Here is an 18865-nt window from a genome sequence, read left to right as displayed (position 1 = left end):
AAGCTAACGTTCGATCACCTCTACGCCCTCCGGCAGTCCGTCCCGATCGATCCGGATGGCGTAATCCTCGAAGCGGCGGGCCGGCGGCCAGTTGGACGTGCGCGCATCGCCGACCTCGTGACTGTCGCCCTGGTACACGCGGTCGACCTTGACGCGGTCGAAGAGCGCGTGCGCCGGCGCGTTGCCGAGCGCCGAGGCATGCCTGAAGATCACCGTTCGGCGCTTGGCCATCTCGCCGCGCGCCGCCGATCGGTCGTGGTCGAACATGCCGTCGAGCGCCTCCCAGAGGAAGGCGAGGTCATCCTCCGAGAAGCCGGTCCGCTCCGCCAGCTTCGCGGAAACATAGCCGTGGGCCCGGTAGAGCCCGTAGGGGACGATGTATTTCCGGCCCATGGTGCGGTTCTCGCGCCGCTCGTCGCCCTCGCTCTCCTGCTCCCGCTTCGACTTCTCGTCCGGCGTGGTCGCGGCCATGCGGGTGATCGATATCTCCAGCGGCACGATCGGCTCGACAGAGGTCGCGAAGGAGAACTGCACCGGCCCGCGCACCTGACCGCAATTGATGCCGGTCGACATCACGGCCCCGAAGGTCCGCACGTCGAAGAAGTTCTCGCACATGAAGCCGCGCACCTTCGCGGCTTCCGCATCGTCCTTCGGGTTCAGCTTCTTCTCGGTCGCGACCTTGGCGTCGCCGGGCCGGGCGACCTTGTAGGCCTCCCGGTGCTTGTCGTTCAGGATGGCGCCCTCCGAGACATAGATCGCGTAACCGGTCTCTCCCGCTTTCGCGAGTTCGGCATAGTTGCGGACCTTCCGCTTGAGGCTGACGTCGCTGACGAGGCCGCGATTGGTCTCGGGGTCGAGCCGCGGCAGGTTGCCGGCATCCGGATCGCCGTTGGGATTGCCGTTCGTCACGTCGAAGAGAAGGACGAAGTCATAGCGGTTCGCGAGCGCGGTCATGCAGCGGTTTCCTCTACGGGGCTGGGCGCCGTCCCGGTTTCCTTGCGGCGGAAGAACTCGCTCTTCTGGTGGTAATAGCCGAGCGGGAACAGAGCCTGCTGGTCGGTGGAGAGAAAGGCCGGAAAGGGATCACGGTCCGGCCGGAGCCGCTCCATGATGGAGCTGAGCAGCTTCTCCAGGTTGACGGCCCGGCCCTTGCTGTCCTTGGCGATCTTGGCCAGGTGATTGGCCGAACCGCGGTCGAGCAGGGTGAACACCTTCCGGGGCGTCGCCGAAGCGGCCCCGTAGAATTTGTCCCGGATCGTGGCGTTCAGCCCCGGCAGAGCGTCGGTCTGGATCCGCTCGTAGGTCGCAAATAGCCGCCCGAGCAGGTAGCCGGGCTGATCGTTGTCGGGATCGAGCCCCACGGGCGCCTCCTTCTCGGTCATTCCGAAGTTTCGCATCAACACGGCCTTCAGCATGGCGGCGCGCAACGCATTCACGTCCTTGTCGGCCCGCATGCGCATGAGCAGCGTCGTCAGGAGGGTGAGCGGATAGGGTGTGCCGGCGAGGATCGCGCGCAGCCAATCCCCGGCGAGGTTGGGCGGGATGTTCTCGGTCTTGCGCAGGGTCGCCGTCTCCACGAGGCAGCGCCAGATGGACGGGCTCTCGTCGCGCGGCTTCGGCTCGATCCGCATCCGGTCCACATGCTCGGCGTAGCGCCGGACGATGACGCCGAACTCGTCGTCGAGCCAGAACCGGACAGACAGGCGGGCCGCGTTCGGCGCGAGGCCGAGCACGTGGAAGCGGACATGCTCGGCGAGACCGAGCCTGATCTCGCCCGGCCGCCCGGCCCGGATCTGGCGGAGCGCCGCGCGAAGCTTCTCGGCCTCACCGACCTCGTCCACGCGAGAGAAATCGCCGAGCACCATCTCGGCCATGCCGCGCGCCTCCTCGGCGCTCATCCCCTCCCCGAGCAGGGTGCGGAACATCCCTTCGAGCTCTGCGGCCAGATCTCCGCCGCTGCCGGCATCGGCCGCACTCGCATCCGCCCAGAACACGGTCGAGGCGTCGCCGATCTGGATGCGGTTGCGGCTGTCGCGCGCCAGGAACCGGTTCAGCGCGGTCGTATAGGCGAAGGCCGCCGCCTCCGAGACCGGCGCGTTGTCGCCCTGCTCGTGGCCGTAGGACGTGAAGGCGTCGAGGTTGAACGAGACGATGGAGGCGCCGGCTGTCTGCGCTCCCCAGACGCCCTTGATGGACGGGTGGAGGCGCGCCACAGGAGCGCGCTCGCCCGTGACCAGACACACGGCTTCCGGCCGGGCCCCGCCTTCGGACGAGACCCGCGCGACCAGCGCTCGCGCGGCTGGCCGGTCGTGGATGAACAGGTGGCGAAGGCGGTCGCTTTCCAGCACGAAAGCGACGTTCTGGTCGATCATCTCCTTCGGCCAGCCGAGCGCCTCGAACTGGCCCGGCGTCCAACGTTCCAGGAACAGCCTGAGCGCCGTCAGCCCGGCATCGTCGTTGCCCGCCAGTTTCTCGGCGTGGAGCTTGCGGAAGGCCGCATGTTCCTCGGCGGTTCTGCGGCCGCCCGCCGCCGTGACGCCGAGCGCGTAGGAGGTCTTGTCCCAGAGAAGGTTCGGCGCGATGCCGGAGGTGCGCTTGACGGGCTGCGGCACGCTCATCGGCAATGCGGCCGGCTTCCTCGCGGAACCTTGCTGCCGCGGGATCGGAAGGTGGGCCGGCGTGCCGTCCGGGTTGAGAGAGATCACGTAGCCGATCGGCTGGCTCGAATAGCCAGGCGGGGACTTGTCCGGAAGCCGCTCATAGGCTCTCGCGAGCGAAGCCAGGATCGTCATTCTTCCCTCACCGCCTGATCTCGGGCGAGCCGGGCGGCGGTACGCGCATCACGCCGTCCGCCAGGCTCGCCCGGAACAGCATCGAGGAGCGGTCGCCGGCGTGATCGATGTCCCAGAGCATGAAGCCGAGGTCGCGCGGTGTTCCGAAGCCGAGACTTGGCGTCCGGTGCTCGTCCTTCGCGCGCGGCAGCGGCGCGCCCGGCTCGATCAGCTCGAAGCGGGCCGGGAACTCCCGGGTGCCGAGGCAGGGTTGGTGGAAGCACTGGCCCCTGCGGGCGCGCCGGTTGAAGGTGTCGAGATGCTTCCCCGCGTTGTCGCTCCCATCAGCCTTCGGCGTCAGCTCGAAACGATCACATAGGCGACGCAGGCCAGGACGGTCGCGGCACGCTGCTGCCGCGCATCCTCGATCCTGAGATGCAGGCCCTCGATGCTGCCGGCCCTCATGGCTCTCCGGGCCGAGGCGGCCGGAACCTTGCTCCCCACCTCGTTGCGGCGGATGGAGTGAAAGCGGATCGGCTCCAGCACATGAATGGCGTCTATGATCCAGCGAATCGCCGGTTTCCAGTGGATCGCCTCAAGTATCCCTCGGGCCGCTGACGGCGTCATCACGTCGTACGATACGCGCTCGACCTTCATCTCCGGCCGAGTGAAGCACGCGTAATCTCCCCACACCTTCAGCCTTACACCGTACGCCACCAATCCCCCCGACGCGCCTCAGCCGAAGCTAGAAGATCGTATCTTCGCTGCCAAGCTCGGCATCATCCTCCCAAAGTAGACCGAACTCGTCCTGGTACAGGAGATCGGCTGCAAGGACCGGGAATTGCTCCCCGAAGCGAGCATGTTCACGGAATTGAACGTCTCCCCTGTCGAGCATCCGCTGCCGACTCCGTTGCGGCACCTGGACGATATAGCGCTGCAGCAGACGTGCGGCCGCGCCGGCCGACGCGTCGGGACGCCCCAGCCGATCGAGCGCGATACTGGCTTCCTCGTCCCGCGCGACGATCACCGGCAGTCCCTGATCCTCGACCATGCGGAAGTTCTCGCCGACGGTGCGGTAGGCGAAATTTGTCTCGCTCCCGCTGAGCCGAAACGAGTCGAGCACGCTGCGTCGGGTGGCGCCGTTGTCCTCTCTGACCTCGATGATGTCCAGCTCCGCGTCCGTCCGGAAGTAGACTTCCCTGAAATAGGCCCGGATCGCGTCCGGATGGGCGAGGTCCGAATGCTCCCTGGCCATCCGGCCGAGATCCCTGATGAATCCGGCGATCTCGCGCGGCGTGTCCTGATCGACGGCGGGCGTGAACACGGTGAGGATGCTGTCTTCGGCCGCGTATCGCCCCTCCCGGTTCACGCGCCCGGCGCTCTGCACGATGCTTTCGAGCCCCGCCATGGCTCGCCAGCCGGCCCGGAAGTCGAGGTCGATGCCGGCCTCGATCAGAGAGGTCGCGACCAGCCGGCAGGGTCGTCCGTCGGCGAGATCGCGCTTGATCCCTGCGATGATCTCGCGGCGATGGGCGGCATATTGCCGGGTCGAGAGATGGATCAGCCCCTCCAGCCCGGCCTGCCGGGCAGCCCGGTAGACCGCGAGCGCGTGCCGGCGCGAGTTGAGGATCACGAACCCTTGCTCGACCGAGGCGAGCGCAGCCACGAGGTCGCCGTCCGTCATCGGCCGAGGCTCGATCCGGATGGCGGCGCGACGGAGCTCCTCGTGGAGCCCGGCAGGATCAGGCGCAAGCTCGCGCTCCGGCCCGAGGTGAAGCCCGCCCCCGAAATCGGGCGCAGCGATGGCCGGCTGCGTGGCCGTGCACAGCACGACCGTGCAACCGTAGTTGCGCGCAAGCTCGTCGATCGCTGCCAGGCAGGGCCGCAGCTTCATGAGCGGAATCGTCTGAGCCTCGTCGAGGATGATGACGCTGTTTGCCAGGTTGTGCAGCTTCCGGCAGCGCGAGGGCCGGTGCGAGAACAGGCTCTCGAACAGCTGGACGTTCGTGGTCACGACCACCGGGACGGCCCAATCCTCCATGGCAAGGCGCAGCTTGAGCCCGAGGCTCTCGTCGCGCTCGCGAAATTGGCGCTCGTCTTCGGACGACCCGAACTCGATCGCGGAGTGGTGCTCCAGAACAAGCTCCTCGCCGAAGATGCCCTTCAGGATCGCGGCCGTCTGCTCGATCACCGACGTGAACGGGATGGCGTATATGATCCGGTCGAGATGCCAGCGGCGCGCATGGCCCAGCGCGAAGCGCGTCGCCGTGAGCGTCTTGCCTCCTCCGGTCGGTACCGTGAGGGTATAGAGGCCGCGCTCGCCCTCGGCCCGCGCCGTCACGGCGTCGAGGACGCGGCGGCGGATCCCGGTCAGCGTGTCGTCCGGGGCTCGCCCGGACAACCGCGCGAGATGCGCGTCCAGCCTGGCGATCATCGCGTCGACCTGCTCCGAGAGAAGCGGCCGGTCGCGCGGCTTCGCCTCCTCCTGTCCCGTCGCGACCGCGTGCTCCTCCGTATCGCGCCGGTCTGCGTCCACGAGGGCGGAGAAGATCATCCGGCCGAGAAAGGCCAGTTGAAAGGGATAGCGCTCCTTCACCGGGTCCGGGATCCGGGGCGGCCCTGCCGCGGGCAGGGAGATCTCTCCTGCCCAGGCCGGGTCGGGTTCGGGGATGGAGGCGGCCTTCAGGCGCTCCTCGAGCGAACCCCGGCCGCCGTGCCGGTCGGGCAGTCCCGCATGATGGCCCGCGATGGCATAGGCGACGAGCTCGGCCATCCAGCTCCACGGCGCCTTCGGCAAGGTAGCGCCGACCACCTCCCGTGCGCCCGCGGTCGAGTGATCGACCCGCTCCTTCCCGCCCGAGAGCCGGGCCTGGAAGGCCAGGCTGTACTTCCCGAGGTCGTGCGCGAGCCCCGCCAGGAGCGCCGCCTTCGGCGCCCCGAACTTGGCCGCGAACTCAGACGCTTTCGCGCCGACGCCCGTCAGATGAACCGCAAGCGGCTGCCAGTCGGAGCGGTCGGGCCGGTCCGTCGAATGCGCGAAGAACATGCGTCATTCTTCAGGCGGCCCCTCCGCTTCGCAACCGGGACCCTGCTGCCGGGGCCGAGACCCGCCGGGACCCGCCGCGCATCGATGCGGTCCGGCAGGCTGGGATCCGCCCTAGGCGGTTGCCTCGGAGCGATATAAATGGCTGGATATAGCGCAGGAGATCGGAGGGATCGCGATGGCCGCAACGCGCAGACTGGTCGCCGGCACGCTGCTCGGAGCGCTGCTGTCGGTCGCGGCCGCGGGCCCTGCCGCCCTCGCGCAAGCCGGCGGCCCAACCGTGTTCGCGGCCGCGAGCCTGAAGAACGCCATGGACGACATCGCCGCCGCCTGGGCCAGGAGCGGGAAGCCGCCGCTCAGGGTCTCGCTCGCCGCGTCCAACACGCTCGCCAAGCAGATCGAGCAGGGAGCGCCGGCCGACCTCTTCTTCTCGGCCGACCTCGACTGGATGGATCATGTCGAGAGGAAGGGCCTGATCCGTCCCGGCACGCGCATAAACCTTCTCGCCAACACGATCGTCATCATCGCCCCGAAGGACTCGCGCGCGTCGGTGAGCATGGGGCCGCGGCTCGATCTCTCGGCGGCGCTCGGCTCGGGCCGGATCGCCATGGGCAACGTCGATGCCGTGCCGGCGGGCAAATACGGCAAGGCGGCGCTGGAGAAGCTCGGCGCCTGGGAGGGCCTGAAGGACAGGGTCGCGCAGGCCGAGAGCGTCCGGGCGGCGCTCCTTCTGGTCTCCCGCGGCGAGGCGCCGCTCGGCATCGTCTATGCGACCGACGCGGCCGCCGATCCGAACGTCAAGGTGCTCGCCACCTTCCCGGCCGATACTCACCCGCCGATTGTCTACCCCGTTGCCGTGACGAAGGAGGCGGCGAGCCCGGACGCCGCCGCGCTGCTCGCCTTCCTGCGCGGTCCGGAGGCGAGGGCAGCCTTCGAGAAGCAGGGCTTCACGGTGCTCGACCGGCCTGCCGGCGGCTCCTGACCTCCTGATCGATGACGGACTGGCTCCGGCCCGAGGAGTGGACGGCTTTGCGCCTGTCCCTCCTCGTCTCGACGACCGCCACAGCCGCGAGCCTCGTTCCGGGCCTCGCGGTCGCCTACCTCCTCGCCCGGGGCAGGTTCTGGGGCAAGGCGCTGGTCGATACCCTGGTGCACCTTCCGCTCATCCTGCCGCCGGTCGTCACGGGCTACCTGCTGCTGGTCTGGTTCGGGCGCCGCGGGCCGATCGGGACGTTCCTGGCCGATAGCTTCGGCATCGTGCTCTCGTTCCACTGGACGGGGGCCGCTCTCGCCTGCGCCGTGATGGGATTTCCCCTGCTGGTGCGGGCGATCCGCCTCTCGATCGAAGCCGTCGACATCAGGCTGGAACAGGCGGCGGGCACGCTTGGCGCGAACCGGGCCTGGGTCTTCGGCCTGGTAACCCTGCCCTTGATCCTGCCCGGCATCATCGCGGGCATGATCCTCTCCTTCGCCAAGTCGATGGGCGAGTTCGGAGCGACGATCACCTTCGTGTCGAACATCCCCGGCGAGACCCAGACGCTGCCGTCGGCGATCTACACCTTCACGCAGGTGCCCGGCGGGGAGGCGGGAGCAATGAGATTGACCGTCGTCTCCGTCGCAGTGTCGATGGCGGCGCTCGCCGCATCCGAGTTCCTGGCTCGGCGGGTCAGCCGGCGCCTGGCGGCATGAGGCTGTCCGTCGAGGTCGAGCACAGGCTCGGCGAGTTCGCCCTCCAGGCCGCCTTCGATGCTCCGTCTGGCGTGACGGCGCTGTTCGGCCGGTCCGGCTCCGGCAAGACGACCCTCGTCAACGTCATCGGCGGGCTTCTCAGACCCGGCCGGGGACGTGTCGTCGTCGACGGCGTCGTGCTCCTCGACACTGATGATGGGACCGAGATTCCCTGCCACAGGCGCCGGATCGGATATGTGTTCCAGGAGGCGCGGCTGTTTCCGCATCTGACGGTCCGGCAAAATCTCCTGTTCGGGCGCTTCTTCGCCCCCCGCCGGGAACGGGGCCCGGACCTGCCGGGGGTCGTCGATCTGCTCGGCATCGGCCACCTGCTCGCACGGCGGCCGGCCGGCCTCTCGGGAGGAGAGCGGCAGCGGGTGGCGATCGGCCGCGCGCTCCTGTCCAAGCCGCGCCTGCTCCTGATGGACGAGCCGCTGGCGTCCCTGGACGCCGCGCGGAAGGCGGAGATCCTGCCCTATCTCGAGCGCCTCCGGGACGAGGCGGCGGTCCCGATCGTCTACGTGTCGCACGCCATGGCCGAGGTGGCCCGCCTCGCCGATACGCTCGTCCTGCTCGAGGCCGGCCGGGTGATCGCGGCGGGTCCCGCCTCCGACCTCGTCTCCCGGCTCGATGTCGCGCGCGCCGAAGGAGACGAGGCCAGCGCCGTCCTGGAGGCCGAGGTGATCGGACATGATGCCGAGCTCGGCGTGACGGTCCTGTCCAGCCGGGCGGGCGAGCTCCGCATCCCCTCGCTGAACCTGCCTGCGGGCGCGAGAAGCCGGGTGCGGATCTATGCCCGGGACGTGCTGCTGGCCGTCGACCCTCCGGGCCGGATCTCGGCCATGAACGTTCTTCCCGGGACCGTTTCGACAATCGAGGAGCTTCCCGACGGGAGCATGATGCTGCAGCTCGATTGCGGGGATGCCCGATTGCTGTCGCGGATCACGCGGGGATCGCTGCGCGCGCTCGGCCTCCGCCCAGGCTCGCCCGCCTATGCCGTCGTCAAGGCCGCGGCGCTCGCGGACAGGCTTCCCGCGATCTGAGGACGCTCCCTTGGCCCGCATGAGCATCCGCATCGATCTGGGTCCCGAGCGCCGATTGGGACCCGGCAAGGTCCTGCTCCTCGAACGCATCGCGGAGCATGGGTCGATCTCGGCGGCCGGGCGCTCGCTCAAGATGTCGTACAAGCGGGCATGGGACCTGGTCGCGGAACTGAACGCTACCTTCGCGTCCCCGCTCGTCGAGGCGCAGCTTGGCGGACGCCATGGCGGCGGCGCCCGTCTGACGGAGCTGGGCAAGACTCTCGTCGCCCATTACCGGGCCATCGAGCGTGAGGCCGAAGCGGCGTCTCGCGCCCATCTGGACGCTCTGGATGCGGCTCTCCTGCACGTACCGGAGCAGCCGTCTTAGGGACGCCGGGCGAACGCCCCCCTTGCGCGCGATCCGGCCGAGCTGACATTGTTGCGTCGCAATGTTAACGTTAGCTAGTGCAGCATCAGGAGTCAGGATCGTGGTCGCAGCTCTCGCCCGCGAAGCCCACCTCGAGGCGGATTGCCGGCCCGACTTGGGTCCGGCGACGCCGGCCGGCCATCGCTCGGTCGCCGTATCGGCCGCATTGAACACCGTTGCACCGCACTGGCCGCTGGCAGTGATCGGCGTCGGATTGCTGGGGTCTGCCGCCTGGACGCTTGGACTGCTCTACGGCGCGTACTCCCTGGCCTTGTGGGCCGCGAGCTAGGTCCAGGCCTCATGGCCGGCCGGCTCCAAGCCGGTCGTACATGGCGACGACGGCCTGGATGTAGGCGCCTGGAGCGAAGCGCTTTTCGAACAACGCACGCCCGTTCCGGACAAGACGTTCACGCAAGTGCTCGTCCGTCATGATCGCGCGCAGGGCCGAGACCAGTTCGTCCACGTTCCCGGGCTGAACGAGCAGGCATGTCTCGCCGTTCGTCAGGTTCTCCGGGATGCTGCCGACCGGCGTGGCGACGACCGGCACACCGGCGCTCAAGGCCTCGAGAATGGCCATCGGCAGGCCTTCCTCGTAGCTCGGCAGGACGAGCGCCCGCGCTTGGCCAAGCAGCCTTTCGACCTCCGCCCGGCCAACCCAGCCTGTGAAGGTGCAGAGATCAGCAATGCCGAGCCGTGCGGCTTCGGCCCGATAGCGTTCGACCTCGCCGCCGCCGGCGAGCATCGTCGGAACGTCCAGACCCTCCTCACGGAGGCGGGCGAGCGCGGCGAGCAACTCGCCTACGCCCTTCCGGGGCGAGAGGTTTGCCAGCATCAGCAGCCCCGGCCGGGCGCCCTGGGACGGCTCGGGCGGGGATCGCGAGCCGAGATCGGCGCTGGCATTGGCAAGAACGACGACCTTCGCCGGATCGGCCGCGATCTCTTCGACGAGGAAGCGGCGCCAGACATCGCCCAGCACGATATTGAGATCGGCCCCCCTGATTGTGCGGCGCATGATGGCGCGAAGCCATCGCGGGCCACCCGCGTAGGTGGGGATGAGCTCCGCTCCGTGATGATGCAGCACCACCGGAACCCGGAGAGCCCTGCCGAGCGCAAGCAGCAGCCCCTTCCGGATGAAGCTGCTGCGTTCGGAAACCTGCAGGTGCAGGACGGACAGGCGGGCTCGGGCCCACAGCCACCCGAGTCGGCCGCAGACGCCGAGGAAGAAGGCGGGCCAGAGCCAAGGCGAACCGGCGCCCCGCGGATCCAGGATCACGGCGCCGTAACCGGATCCGGCGCCCTCCAGGCCGTCGGCGATCAGACGCGAGACCGTGCCCATTCCGCCGCCTGCAGAGCGTCCGCCCGGCGACGCGATCGCGACGATCCGGGTTCGTCGGCCCTCCGTCATGGGTCGCCGCTCGCAAGCGCCCGCCTCGCGCGCTGATGCCAGGCCAGGCGAAGCACCTTCATCGCGAAGGGCGGGCCTCCGGACAGATAGCGCCGCATGAGACGCTCCGGCTCCTGCGCCATCCGGAAGATCCATTCGATGCGGGCTGCCTGCATCCAGGTCGGCGCTCTCCGGAAGCGGTTGGCCATGAAGTCGAGGATCGCGCCCCCATTGATGATCAGGCAGGGTTCCTCCGCTTCTGACCTGATGAGAGCGGCGAGGCTTTCCTGCCGCGGCATTCCCATCGCGAGCAGCACGATCGAAGGCCGCGTCGCCCGCACCTGATCGAGGTAGCTTGCCTCCGGCTGGAACCCGTCGCGGCATGACACGATCTCGGCTCCGAGCCTGCCGATCCTGTCCGCCGCCGCCCCGAGCCAGGGCTCCCGGGTACCGAAGATGGCGACCCGTCGTCCCCGTGCCTTTTCCAGGATGAGCGGGATGAGATCGGTGCCGTTCGAGTTGAGGCCGGCCGGCCGGCCCAGGAGTTTCAATGCCACCTCGATGCCGACGCCGTCCCGCAGGAGGATGTCGCTTTCGAGAAGGGCGCGCCTGAACGGCGCGTCCCGCATGGCGAGGTTGAAGGCGTGCTGGTTCAGGAAGGAAAGGACGACGGCTCGCTTCCTATCGAGCAGGTCGCTGACGAGGGAATCGAGCTCCCGCTCCGTCTCGACGACCGAGAGCTTGTCGAACAGGTCGAGCCCCACCTCGGGACCTGCCGGACGAATGTCGAGAGAAGTCACCACGCTTCGCCTTCGATGTCACACCGTCCCGGGCCGCAGATGACCGCCGGTCACCGCCCGAACCAGGCCGGCCGCACGCCGCCACTCGCCGCGGCGCAGTCGCCGGAACATGGTTCGGCCGACATCGGCGAGCACGAACGGGAGGGAGCGACGGGAATAGCGGCTGCAGAACAGGACGCGGTTCCGCACCATGTAGAATTCCGCGAGTTCGGATTGCTCGCTCTTGTCCCGGGTTCCGATGGACGCACCGACCCGGTGATACACGATCGAGCGGGGCGCAAAGCCGAGACGGAAGCGGCCCCGGGCTCGAACGGCCCAGTCGATCTCCTCCCAGAACAGGAAGTAGCTCTCCTCCATCAGGCCGACCGTCTCGAGAAAGCGCCGCGTGACGAGTGTCGACGCTCCGCTGACATAGGCAAGCTGGCGCTCCACGCCGGTCCGGTCGATGGCGGGATCGAAAGGCTCCCCGAGCCCGATCCCCGAGGCCCGGCCTTTCCAGGGCTGGAAGGCGGCGCCGCCGTAATTCTGCACGGTGTCCGGCTCGTCGTGGTAGAGGAGCGTCGAGCCGCACATGCCGATCCCCGGATCCTCCCGCAGCCGCGCGATCATCCAGTGCAGCGTGTCCGGCTTCACCAGGGTGTCGTTGTTCAGCACCCAGAAGAACCGATAGGGTTCGGCCAGCGCGAAGCGTAGTGCGACGTTATTCCCGGCCGCGTAGCCTCCGTTGCGGCTGCTTGCGATCAGCACCACGGACCCGATGCTGCTCTCGGCGGGCGGCCAATCCGGACCCGGTCCCTGCGACGACATCGGCCTGCGCTCGAGGAAGCGCACGGCCGAGGAGCCAGACGCAACCCTTTCGGCATTGATGTCGGGAAGTCGTGACTGCCCCCACTCGCGCAGCTTGCGGACCGACTCGTCCGACGAAGCATTGTCGACGACGAACACGCCGAGCGGCTCGGGCAGATGCAGCAGAGACTCGACGCAGTCGATCGTGTCGCGCCAGCCGTTGTAGTTCAGAACGATGACCGCCGTCGCATCGGCTGCGAAATCACGACCTCCTGCCATGCCGATATTCCGATGGTCGACAGCTGCTGATCCAGCAAGAGCCGACGAGAGGCCGCCTAAAACCTCCGCCCGCGCTTGACATGAGGCCGCCCGCGCGAAGATGAGCGGGCTGACTAGCAAGTGTTCCCGCCGTTCACAAGCGGCGCCCATCGGTGAAGCGATGCCCGAGATCTGCCTGGTTTCCAAGGTCTGGCGCTCGGGCACCGGATGGTACGCTCAGCTCCTGGCCGAAGCGATCGCGGGCGCCGGCGCGACCGTGGCTTTCGTGTCGCCGCTTGCCTCGCCGGAGGCTCGCGAGCCTTCGCACCCGAACGTGACCCGAATTGTCGTGCCCCGCGAGCTGGTCGTGCCGGCAATGCGGCCGGCCCGGGTCATGGCATCGCTCCGGCGCTCTCTCACGAGCACGCTGCGCACCGCCCTTCTGCGCGGCTCGACCCGCGTGTTCATCTTCACCATACCCGAGCCGCTGCCGTTCACGGTGCCGCTATTGCTGTTTCTACGCGCGACCGGCGCTCGGATCATCTTCGTGGTGCACGACCCGGAGCCGCACGCCTGGCGCTTCGCCGGAGCCCTGCGCTCGGTGGAGCGGATCGTGCACGACCTGATCTACGGGCTGGCGCAGCGGCTCGTGGTGCTCGCTCCGGCCGGCGCCCGCGTCCTCGAGCAGAGCTTCGGGATCCAGCCGTCCCGGATCAGTGTCGTCCCGCACGGGCCGTTCGCGGTCCAAGGAGTCGGGCCGGTCCCCGGGTCGGGGCGCTTCCTCTGCTTCGGGACGATCCGGCGGAACAAGAATGTCCTCGAGGCGATCCGGGGCGTGAAGCTCGCCCGGGCCCGGGGTCTGGATGTGCGGCTCCTGATAGCCGGGGAGCCGCATCCGCTCGAGCGCGAGTACTGGGACGAGTGCCTGTCGGAGATCGCACGGGATCCGGACGGGTTCGATGTGGATCTGCGCTTCGTTCGGGACGAGGACCTGCCCGGCATCCTGTCGGGCATCGACGCATTCATCCTCGCCTACGACAACTTCGAGTCCCAGAGTGGCGTCGCCGTCATGGCTGCGGTCAGTGGACGGCCCGTGATCGGGTCGCGCTCGGGCGGGCTCGCCGACCTCTTTGCCGCCGGGATGGCCGGGGAAGAGATCCTCGGGCCGGTCGGGCCCGCCTCCATCGCGGATGCCATCGATCGCTTCGCGGCCTTGCCCGCCGCCGAATGGCAGGTTCGCGCCTCCGCCGCCGCCGCCAGGGTCTCCACCTCGATCGCCTGGGGCGGCATCGGCCGCACCTTCGTGGATCTTGCCCGCTCGGCATGAGGCCGGGCGAGAGGTCTGCCGGAGCCGATCTATTTTACTAATTGTTCACCAAAGTGTCGCGCCCGCAGAAGCGTTCGCCTAATTCACGAAAGATGAGCAGGCGTGCGGGGAGCGTCCGTGAAGCAAAGACCGACACACAAATACGTGAGCGTCGTGAACGGCGCGACAGTGACGCAGATCCTGGACGACAAGAACCGGCTCGTCTCGGCCACTTCCGTCAAGCAGGACGGCGACAGGACGATCATCGAACATTTCGACAGCAAGTGGCGTCAGACCGGCTCCGAGATCGTCACCGTCAACGGGAACCAGACTCGGACGGAGCATTACAACAAGAAGTGGAAGCTTGAAGGCGTCGACATCGTGACCGTCACCGGCAACAAGACGGTGACCGAACACTTCGACTCCGATTTGGACTTCCAGTGGGCGAAGGCCGAGTTCGACTACGGCCAGTACGACTACGTGCAGCTCTATAACTACAAGTGGCAGATCGCGGCCGACTACACGATCAACGAGGTGAATCACGACGTTTCCGGCCTGCACGTAAACTGGGCCGCCGTCGCTGCCGGTGTGGCGCACGGCTTCGATCTCATCTGACCGAAAGGGGCGGCTTCGCCGCCCCTCAGCTCGGGTCAGCCAATCCGCCGGAAGGCAAGCGAGTTGACGCGCAGATCGAGAGAGACCGGCCCTGCGACAGGGCGGTCGATGAAGGTGATCAGGAGGCGCGTCGTCAGGAAATGCGGCGTACCGGCTCCTTTCGCGACGCCGATCGCACGCGACAGGTAGCTGCCCGGCCCCCCGGGCGTGAGATCGTTCGCGTAGTCGCCGAGGCAACTCTGCGCCTGAGCGAGGTTCGCGTAGCCCGCCGTTCCGGTCTGCCCCAGGACGCCGATCGCGTTGATGCCGACCGGTGTGCCGACGATCTCGTAATCGAGCAGCGCATCGATCTCCGCACCGTCGGGCGGCCCTGAGCCCACAGCCGCGACGGTCGTGTACTGATCGAGCGAAATCCTGCCGGCCGTCCCGGCATAGCTTCCGGAGATCAGGATGCGCTGACGGTCGTTCTCGTCTTTTGTGAACGCCACGGTGGCGCTGCCCGCCGCCAGCGTCGTGCTCCAGGAGGGCGCGACCGTGCTTCCGCCCGAGAGGGTCGGGTTGAGCGTGTAGGCGGCAAGCGGCGGCACGGCCGCGATGCTCCCGGCCGCCACCTTGCCGACGAACCGGGCGGCGCCCGCGAGGCCGATCTTCCTGGCCCCGCTCGCGTTCGGGTGGACATTGTCCGAGAAGTCGCCGGCCCCGAGCCCGACGTCGTCGAGGTCGACCAGCGTGATCCGGTCGGTGCGCGCCGCGGCCCGCGCCGCGAGATGGGCATTGAGCGCCAGCCGCTGGCGCTCACCCTCCGTCGACAGGGGCACCGCCGCCGGTCGCGGTGGGATCGTCCAGAGCAGGATCTGCGCCGCCGTCGCTCCCAGCAGGAGATCCAGGCTCTGGTCGAGCAGGGCCGTCAACTGCCCGTCCGCGAACGTGTCGTTCAGGTTGTTCGTCCCGCCGAGAAACGATACCACGTCCGGGGCCAGCGCCCGCACGGTCGCGCCGCCCGCGCCGAGGCTGTCGCGGATCTGCTGCAGCGTGTTGCCGGACACGGCCAGGTTGCCGTTATGCGGCACGCGCAGCCTGTGCCCGAGCCCCTGAAGGAACCAGAACACGAAGCCGGAAGCCGAATAGCCGCGGTCCTGCGGATTGTTCTGCTGGAAGGCGTGAGCCGTAATGCTGTCGCCAAGGGTCACGAGGCGCGCGCCGAGCGGCACGGCGCCTGGGCTGCCGATCCCGGTTCTTTCCCGCCACGCCGTCGCGAACGCGCCGGGGCCCGAGAACACGCGGTCCGTCCCGCCGAGCGGGGAGATAAGCGAGGTCATCGCGCTTACCGGTAGAAGGCGAGCGAGCCCTTGCAGGCCGCAGGCGCCCGCAGGCAGAGATGCGTGGGAGCGGTCGTACCGTCTGCGAGAAACGGCGGGATGCGCCGGGCCGCGGGCTCGAGCTCGCTGCCGGAGCCGTCCCCGGTCGTCGCCGTCGGAAGGGCGAAGGTCGTTGCGGCGACCCCGGGCTTCGCACGGAAGCTGCCGTCGAAGGAGAACAGCGCAAAGCGCGCTCCGGCCGGGATCGGGACGCGGACGAGGGTGTCGGCGGGCAGCACCACGTCTTCGACGTAATCGGCGAAGGGCGGCGCGAAGCTCGAGCGGGTGGAGCTAAGGGGATAGGGTTCCAGGAAGGCGCGCATGGCAACTCCTCGCGTCAGGCGCTAGCTCTTCCTGCTTATATTCCTATAAAGGAATAAAGTCAATAGATCATGCAGCCCTGCCGAGGGCGGTCAGCCCGACCGCTTCGTGCGGAAGAGGCGTGCGTCGCTCGCAATCCTCTCGATGCGCGAGCGGAGTTCCGCGTCGCAGGCCAAGCCTAGACCGAGCACCCCCACCCCCACGGCCGACGCGGCAAGAAAGGCCGGCAGAAGGGAGAGCGGAACGAGCTCCGCGAGCGCCAGCGCGAAGACCAGCGTCAGGCCTGCCGGAAGGATGCTGAGGAGCGCCCGGTACTCGAGCCTCGCCGCCGCGAAGAGCAGACCGCCATCGACGATCGTGCGGAGAGACCATGCGATCGCGGCCCCGAGGAGGCCGAAATGGGAGGAGAGGACCCACAGGACGGCCAGGAAGGGCAACATCTCGACGAGGTGGAACTTGGCCGTGATGTCGGGGCGGCCCTGCGCCTGGAGCAGGCTGAAGGGAATGAAGGCCAGGCCGTTGAGCCAGCCCCCTAGAAAGAGAACACGGGCGAGCGATCCGGCCGTGTCGGCGAAGGTCGGGCCGATCCACAGCCCGAGAAACGGCTCGACGAAGACGATGGCAGGCGCGGAGATTGCGGCGTAGCCGAAGGCCAGCGTCACGAGCGAGCGGGAGGAGATCCGCCTCCCCTCCTCGGGATCCAGCCGCGACATCCTCGGAAACAAGGATCGGGAGAGCGCGACAGCGAAAAGCTGGCTGCGCACGACGAGGTTCATGGGGATCGCGTAATACGTCACCGCGGCGACGCCGAGGATCGAGCCGATCACGAACTGGTCGACGGATTGCAGGATCGGGCTGACGACGCTCGAGACGGTCACCCAGCCGCCATAGCCGAGGAGGGCCCGCCCCTTCGCAGGATCGACCCGGAAGCCTGTCCAGGGTCCGTTCCTGAGAACGACGTAGCCCAGGACGAGGAGGACGCCGAACGCGCGAGCGATCACGGCGGCCGGTATGACGACGGTCAGGCTCGGCGAGATGACGATCGCGCAGATCACGGGTGCGATCTGCCCGATGCTCGTGCCGGCCACCTGCAGCACGTTCGCCGCGACGAAGCGCTCTCGCGCCTCCAAGGTTCCGACAGCCACGCCGGAGACGAGTGCCAGCGGCAGGAGCGAGGCAACCCAGGGCAGCGACGCCTCGACCTCCGGACGAAGCTCGGCCGGAACCGATACGATCCGCTCAAGAAGGAACGATCCGCAGACGTATAGGACGAAGCTTCCGACCGCCCCGAGCACGAGATTGATGGCGAGCGATGTCGCAAAGACGCGCGTGCGCTCCTCGTCCGACCCCTCGCCGATCTTGGCGAGCGCGTTCGTCGAGGCGCGGGACAGGCCCAGGTCGAGGAAGCCGAAATATCCGAGGAGGAGCCAAACGATCGACAGCACGCCGTAACGCGCATCCCCGACCTGATGGACGTAGATCGGCACCGTCAGGATGGACACGAGAAGCGTCAGCAGGGTCCCGATGGAGTTCGCGGCGAAACTGCGCGCGATGCCTGGCTTTCTCATGCCCGCGTCTCTGCCCCGTTCAGACCATCTAGCCGAGGCCCGGTTCCGCGCCTCGCGCGCAACCGGAGTTGCCCCCGGGGCAGGTGCGCAGGTCCGGCGGACTTGGTGCACGTGCAGACCGCCTCTATCCTGGCGCCGGACGGCACGCTAGCTAGGACTGGCGGACGGCAGTGCACCCACGGCTCGCGCGCAGGGTCGCTGCCAGCCGAAGCCGGAGGCACGCATTGAGCATCGTCCTGCAGGAGCCTCGGCGCGCGGCCCCGACGAGCCTGGATGCGGTGCTCGCGTCCGAACCTGTCCAGCTGATCCTGAAGCTGTCCTTCCATCTCCTGCTTGTCTCGGACTTGGTCTTCAGCTCGCGCCTGAACCGCGCTCTTCTTCACCCATCCTCGCAGCAGCTCACGCTCGCGGTCCTGCTCGCATGCATCGCGCTGGCGCTCGTCCTTGCCTATCTCAGCGGCCACCTGATCATCGCCGGACTGAGCACGCTCACGATAACGCTGCTGTTCTTTCAGATCTACCTGTTCTCCAAGGTGAGCGGCTTCGGCTTCCTCGTCACGGCAGGCTTTCAATTCCTGCCCGTGCAGACATTCATTTTTTTCTTCATCATGGCCAGGTGCGGCTTGCTGCATCATATGCTGGAATGGGCGTGCAGGTACTTCTTCCTCTATAGCATAGCCTATCTTGCCCTCAGCCTCGCCTATTCCGCGGGCGTTTTGCCCGCAGGCCTCATGGCTCCCGTCACGCTGTTCCAGGACGAGCGCGGCCTGCGGCTCTACCACTACGGGTCGGCCACCGCCGTCGCCTATTTCTACTGGCTGCACCGATGGCGCTCGGAAGGCCTGACGGCGGCCGCGGCCGCAGGCATCGTCCTATGCGCGGCGGCGATCCTCATCAGCCTGTCTCGCGTATTCATCCTTCTGACGGGCTTCATGACCCTGCTCTATCTCGTCCGTATGCCGCGGCCGGCCATCTCGGCGCTCTCGGTCCTCGTCTTCGGGACGACCTCGTTGGTCCTCCTCGCCGGGATCCTCGATCCGTCCTTCAACCCGTTCTCCGCATTGTCCGCCGACTCGTCCGGCACGGCGCGCGCGATCGAGTTCGAGGTAGCTCAGGACTTCCTGCGCGAGAGCCCGCTCCTGGGTGTCGGCCTCGCACCCACGCCCTACGAAGTCGGCTTCGCCACCGGGAACTATTTTTTCGCCGCCAGCGACCTCGGCCTAGTCGGCGTCTGGTGGGACTTCGGTCTTCTCGGAATGCTGCTCTTCGTGACGGGCGCGCTCATCGCCTGCTCGTGGAACTCGCTTCTCGGGCCGCGCTATGCGTGGCCCTTCTTCCTGAGCGGATGCCTGATCGCCGCCTATGGCTGCATCTCGCCGACGCTGTTCTACCCCGGCGGTGCAACCGTCTTCGCGCTGATCCTGGGGCTCTGGCTTTACAAGCAGCACCTTCTGGCGGGCCGAGGTTGAGCCCGGCGG

17 protein-coding genes and 1 pseudogene are annotated in these 18865 nt (G+C 68.0%); 8 read left to right on the top strand and 10 right to left on the bottom strand.

Annotation, left to right across the window (positions count from 1 at the left end):
• Nucleotides 1-3 precede the first annotated feature (3 nt).
• From cas7c to cas3, 4 genes and pseudogenes are all read right to left on the bottom strand, one after another.
• Nucleotides 4-954 (bottom strand): type I-C CRISPR-associated protein Cas7/Csd2, encoded by a 951-nt coding sequence (cas7c, locus tag HJG44_RS02650; RefSeq protein ID WP_171216769.1) that lies wholly within the window; start codon nucleotides 952-954, stop codon nucleotides 4-6.
• A complete protein-coding gene (cas8c, locus tag HJG44_RS02645) occupies nucleotides 951-2792 on the bottom strand; it encodes a type I-C CRISPR-associated protein Cas8c/Csd1 (protein ID WP_171216768.1) in 1842 nt (613 codons plus the stop codon). The genes cas7c and cas8c overlap by 4 nt, the downstream gene beginning before the upstream one ends.
• 7 nt (nucleotides 2793-2799) lie before the next feature.
• Nucleotides 2800-3428: pseudogene (gene cas5c / locus HJG44_RS24155) on the bottom strand (type I-C CRISPR-associated protein Cas5c).
• A gap of 88 nt (nucleotides 3429-3516) precedes the next feature.
• Entirely contained in the window at nucleotides 3517-5817 is a 2301-nt protein-coding gene (cas3, locus tag HJG44_RS02635; RefSeq protein WP_171216767.1) for a CRISPR-associated helicase Cas3', read from the bottom strand.
• A gap of 175 nt (nucleotides 5818-5992) precedes the next feature.
• Here cas3 and modA point away from each other — a divergent pair, with 175 nt between their 5' ends.
• The 5 genes from modA (at nucleotide 5993) to HJG44_RS02610 (ending at nucleotide 9280) form a co-directional block, all read left to right on the top strand.
• A complete protein-coding gene (gene modA / locus HJG44_RS02630) occupies nucleotides 5993-6796 on the top strand; it encodes a molybdate ABC transporter substrate-binding protein (RefSeq protein WP_171216766.1) in 804 nt (267 codons plus the stop codon).
• Between the two features lie 11 nt (nucleotides 6797-6807).
• On the top strand, nucleotides 6808-7503 hold the full coding sequence (gene modB / locus HJG44_RS02625) for a molybdate ABC transporter permease subunit (protein ID WP_171216765.1): 696 nt from the start codon (nucleotides 6808-6810) through the stop codon (nucleotides 7501-7503).
• The gene (gene modC / locus HJG44_RS02620; RefSeq protein ID WP_171216764.1) at nucleotides 7500-8585 is read left to right on the top strand and encodes a molybdenum ABC transporter ATP-binding protein; all 1086 of its coding nucleotides are present in this window, start codon (nucleotides 7500-7502) and stop codon (nucleotides 8583-8585) included. The genes modB and modC overlap by 4 nt, the downstream gene beginning before the upstream one ends.
• Nucleotides 8586-8595: 10 nt before the next feature.
• Nucleotides 8596-8952: a winged helix-turn-helix domain-containing protein gene (locus HJG44_RS02615; protein WP_171216763.1), complete on the top strand. Its 357-nt coding sequence runs from the start codon at nucleotides 8596-8598 to the stop codon at nucleotides 8950-8952.
• A gap of 100 nt (nucleotides 8953-9052) precedes the next feature.
• On the top strand, nucleotides 9053-9280 hold the full coding sequence (locus tag HJG44_RS02610; protein WP_171216762.1) for a hypothetical protein: 228 nt from the start codon (nucleotides 9053-9055) through the stop codon (nucleotides 9278-9280).
• Nucleotides 9281-9289: 9 nt separating this feature from the next.
• Here HJG44_RS02610 and HJG44_RS02605 read toward each other — a convergent pair whose 3' ends face one another.
• From HJG44_RS02605 to HJG44_RS02595, 3 genes are read right to left on the bottom strand one after another with little or no spacing between them, the layout of a single operon-like run.
• Nucleotides 9290-10396, bottom strand: coding sequence for a glycosyltransferase family 4 protein (locus HJG44_RS02605; protein ID WP_171216761.1), 1107 nt, complete (start codon nucleotides 10394-10396; stop codon nucleotides 9290-9292).
• Nucleotides 10393-11175, bottom strand: coding sequence for a WecB/TagA/CpsF family glycosyltransferase (locus tag HJG44_RS02600; protein WP_210260882.1), 783 nt, complete (start codon nucleotides 11173-11175; stop codon nucleotides 10393-10395). The genes HJG44_RS02605 and HJG44_RS02600 overlap by 4 nt, the downstream gene beginning before the upstream one ends.
• A gap of 18 nt (nucleotides 11176-11193) precedes the next feature.
• Complete coding sequence (locus HJG44_RS02595; RefSeq protein WP_171216759.1) at nucleotides 11194-12240, bottom strand: glycosyltransferase family 2 protein; 1047 nt, start codon at nucleotides 12238-12240, stop codon at nucleotides 11194-11196.
• Between the two features lie 160 nt (nucleotides 12241-12400).
• On the opposite strand from HJG44_RS02595, the gene HJG44_RS02590 reads away from it, so the two are divergent.
• Together HJG44_RS02590 and HJG44_RS02585 are read left to right on the top strand one after the other, a co-directional pair.
• On the top strand, nucleotides 12401-13546 hold the full coding sequence (locus tag HJG44_RS02590; RefSeq protein ID WP_171216758.1) for a glycosyltransferase family 4 protein: 1146 nt from the start codon (nucleotides 12401-12403) through the stop codon (nucleotides 13544-13546).
• Nucleotides 13547-13663: 117 nt separating this feature from the next.
• The gene (locus tag HJG44_RS02585; RefSeq protein ID WP_171216757.1) at nucleotides 13664-14140 is read left to right on the top strand and encodes a hypothetical protein; all 477 of its coding nucleotides are present in this window, start codon (nucleotides 13664-13666) and stop codon (nucleotides 14138-14140) included.
• Nucleotides 14141-14175: 35 nt separating this feature from the next.
• Here the strand turns inward: HJG44_RS02585 and HJG44_RS02580 are convergent, their stop codons facing one another.
• From HJG44_RS02580 to HJG44_RS02570, 3 genes are all read right to left on the bottom strand, one after another.
• Nucleotides 14176-15459 (bottom strand): SGNH/GDSL hydrolase family protein, encoded by a 1284-nt coding sequence (locus HJG44_RS02580; protein WP_171216756.1) that lies wholly within the window; start codon nucleotides 15457-15459, stop codon nucleotides 14176-14178.
• 5 nt (nucleotides 15460-15464) lie between these two features.
• The gene (locus HJG44_RS02575) at nucleotides 15465-15821 is read right to left on the bottom strand and encodes a hypothetical protein (RefSeq protein ID WP_171216755.1); all 357 of its coding nucleotides are present in this window, start codon (nucleotides 15819-15821) and stop codon (nucleotides 15465-15467) included.
• Between the two features lie 90 nt (nucleotides 15822-15911).
• On the bottom strand, nucleotides 15912-17387 hold the full coding sequence (locus HJG44_RS02570) for a flippase (RefSeq protein ID WP_171216754.1): 1476 nt from the start codon (nucleotides 17385-17387) through the stop codon (nucleotides 15912-15914).
• Between the two features lie 224 nt (nucleotides 17388-17611).
• On the opposite strand from HJG44_RS02570, the gene HJG44_RS02565 reads away from it, so the two are divergent.
• The gene (locus tag HJG44_RS02565) at nucleotides 17612-18856 is read left to right on the top strand and encodes a hypothetical protein (protein WP_171216753.1); all 1245 of its coding nucleotides are present in this window, start codon (nucleotides 17612-17614) and stop codon (nucleotides 18854-18856) included.
• The last annotated feature ends 9 nt before the right edge of the window (nucleotides 18857-18865 follow it).

This window comes from Enterovirga aerilata, assembly GCF_013044135.1.
Taxonomy (GTDB): Bacteria; Pseudomonadota; Alphaproteobacteria; order Rhizobiales; family Beijerinckiaceae; genus Enterovirga; species Enterovirga aerilata.
This window is presented reverse-complemented; position numbering and strand designations above follow the sequence as displayed.

Bases quoted from the DNA above. Each gene is read 5' to 3' on its own strand.
- cas7c (WP_171216769.1), bottom strand. From the start codon at position 954: ATGACCGCGCTCGCGAACCGCTATGACTTCGTCCTTCTCTTCGACGTG.
- cas8c (WP_171216768.1), bottom strand. From the start codon at position 2,792: ATGACGATCCTGGCTTCGCTCGCGAGAGCCTATGAGCGGCTTCCGGAC.
- cas3 (WP_171216767.1), bottom strand. From the start codon at position 5,817: ATGTTCTTCGCGCATTCGACGGACCGGCCCGACCGCTCCGACTGGCAG.
- modA (WP_171216766.1), top strand. From the start codon at position 5,993: ATGGCCGCAACGCGCAGACTGGTCGCCGGCACGCTGCTCGGAGCGCTG.
- modB (WP_171216765.1), top strand. From the start codon at position 6,808: ATGACGGACTGGCTCCGGCCCGAGGAGTGGACGGCTTTGCGCCTGTCC.
- modC (WP_171216764.1), top strand. From the start codon at position 7,500: ATGAGGCTGTCCGTCGAGGTCGAGCACAGGCTCGGCGAGTTCGCCCTC.
- HJG44_RS02605 (WP_171216761.1), bottom strand. From the start codon at position 10,396: ATGACGGAGGGCCGACGAACCCGGATCGTCGCGATCGCGTCGCCGGGC.
- HJG44_RS02595 (WP_171216759.1), bottom strand. From the start codon at position 12,240: ATGGCAGGAGGTCGTGATTTCGCAGCCGATGCGACGGCGGTCATCGTT.
- HJG44_RS02590 (WP_171216758.1), top strand. From the start codon at position 12,401: ATGCCCGAGATCTGCCTGGTTTCCAAGGTCTGGCGCTCGGGCACCGGA.
- HJG44_RS02580 (WP_171216756.1), bottom strand. From the start codon at position 15,459: ATGACCTCGCTTATCTCCCCGCTCGGCGGGACGGACCGCGTGTTCTCG.
- HJG44_RS02575 (WP_171216755.1), bottom strand. From the start codon at position 15,821: ATGCGCGCCTTCCTGGAACCCTATCCCCTTAGCTCCACCCGCTCGAGC.
- HJG44_RS02570 (WP_171216754.1), bottom strand. From the start codon at position 17,387: ATGAGAAAGCCAGGCATCGCGCGCAGTTTCGCCGCGAACTCCATCGGG.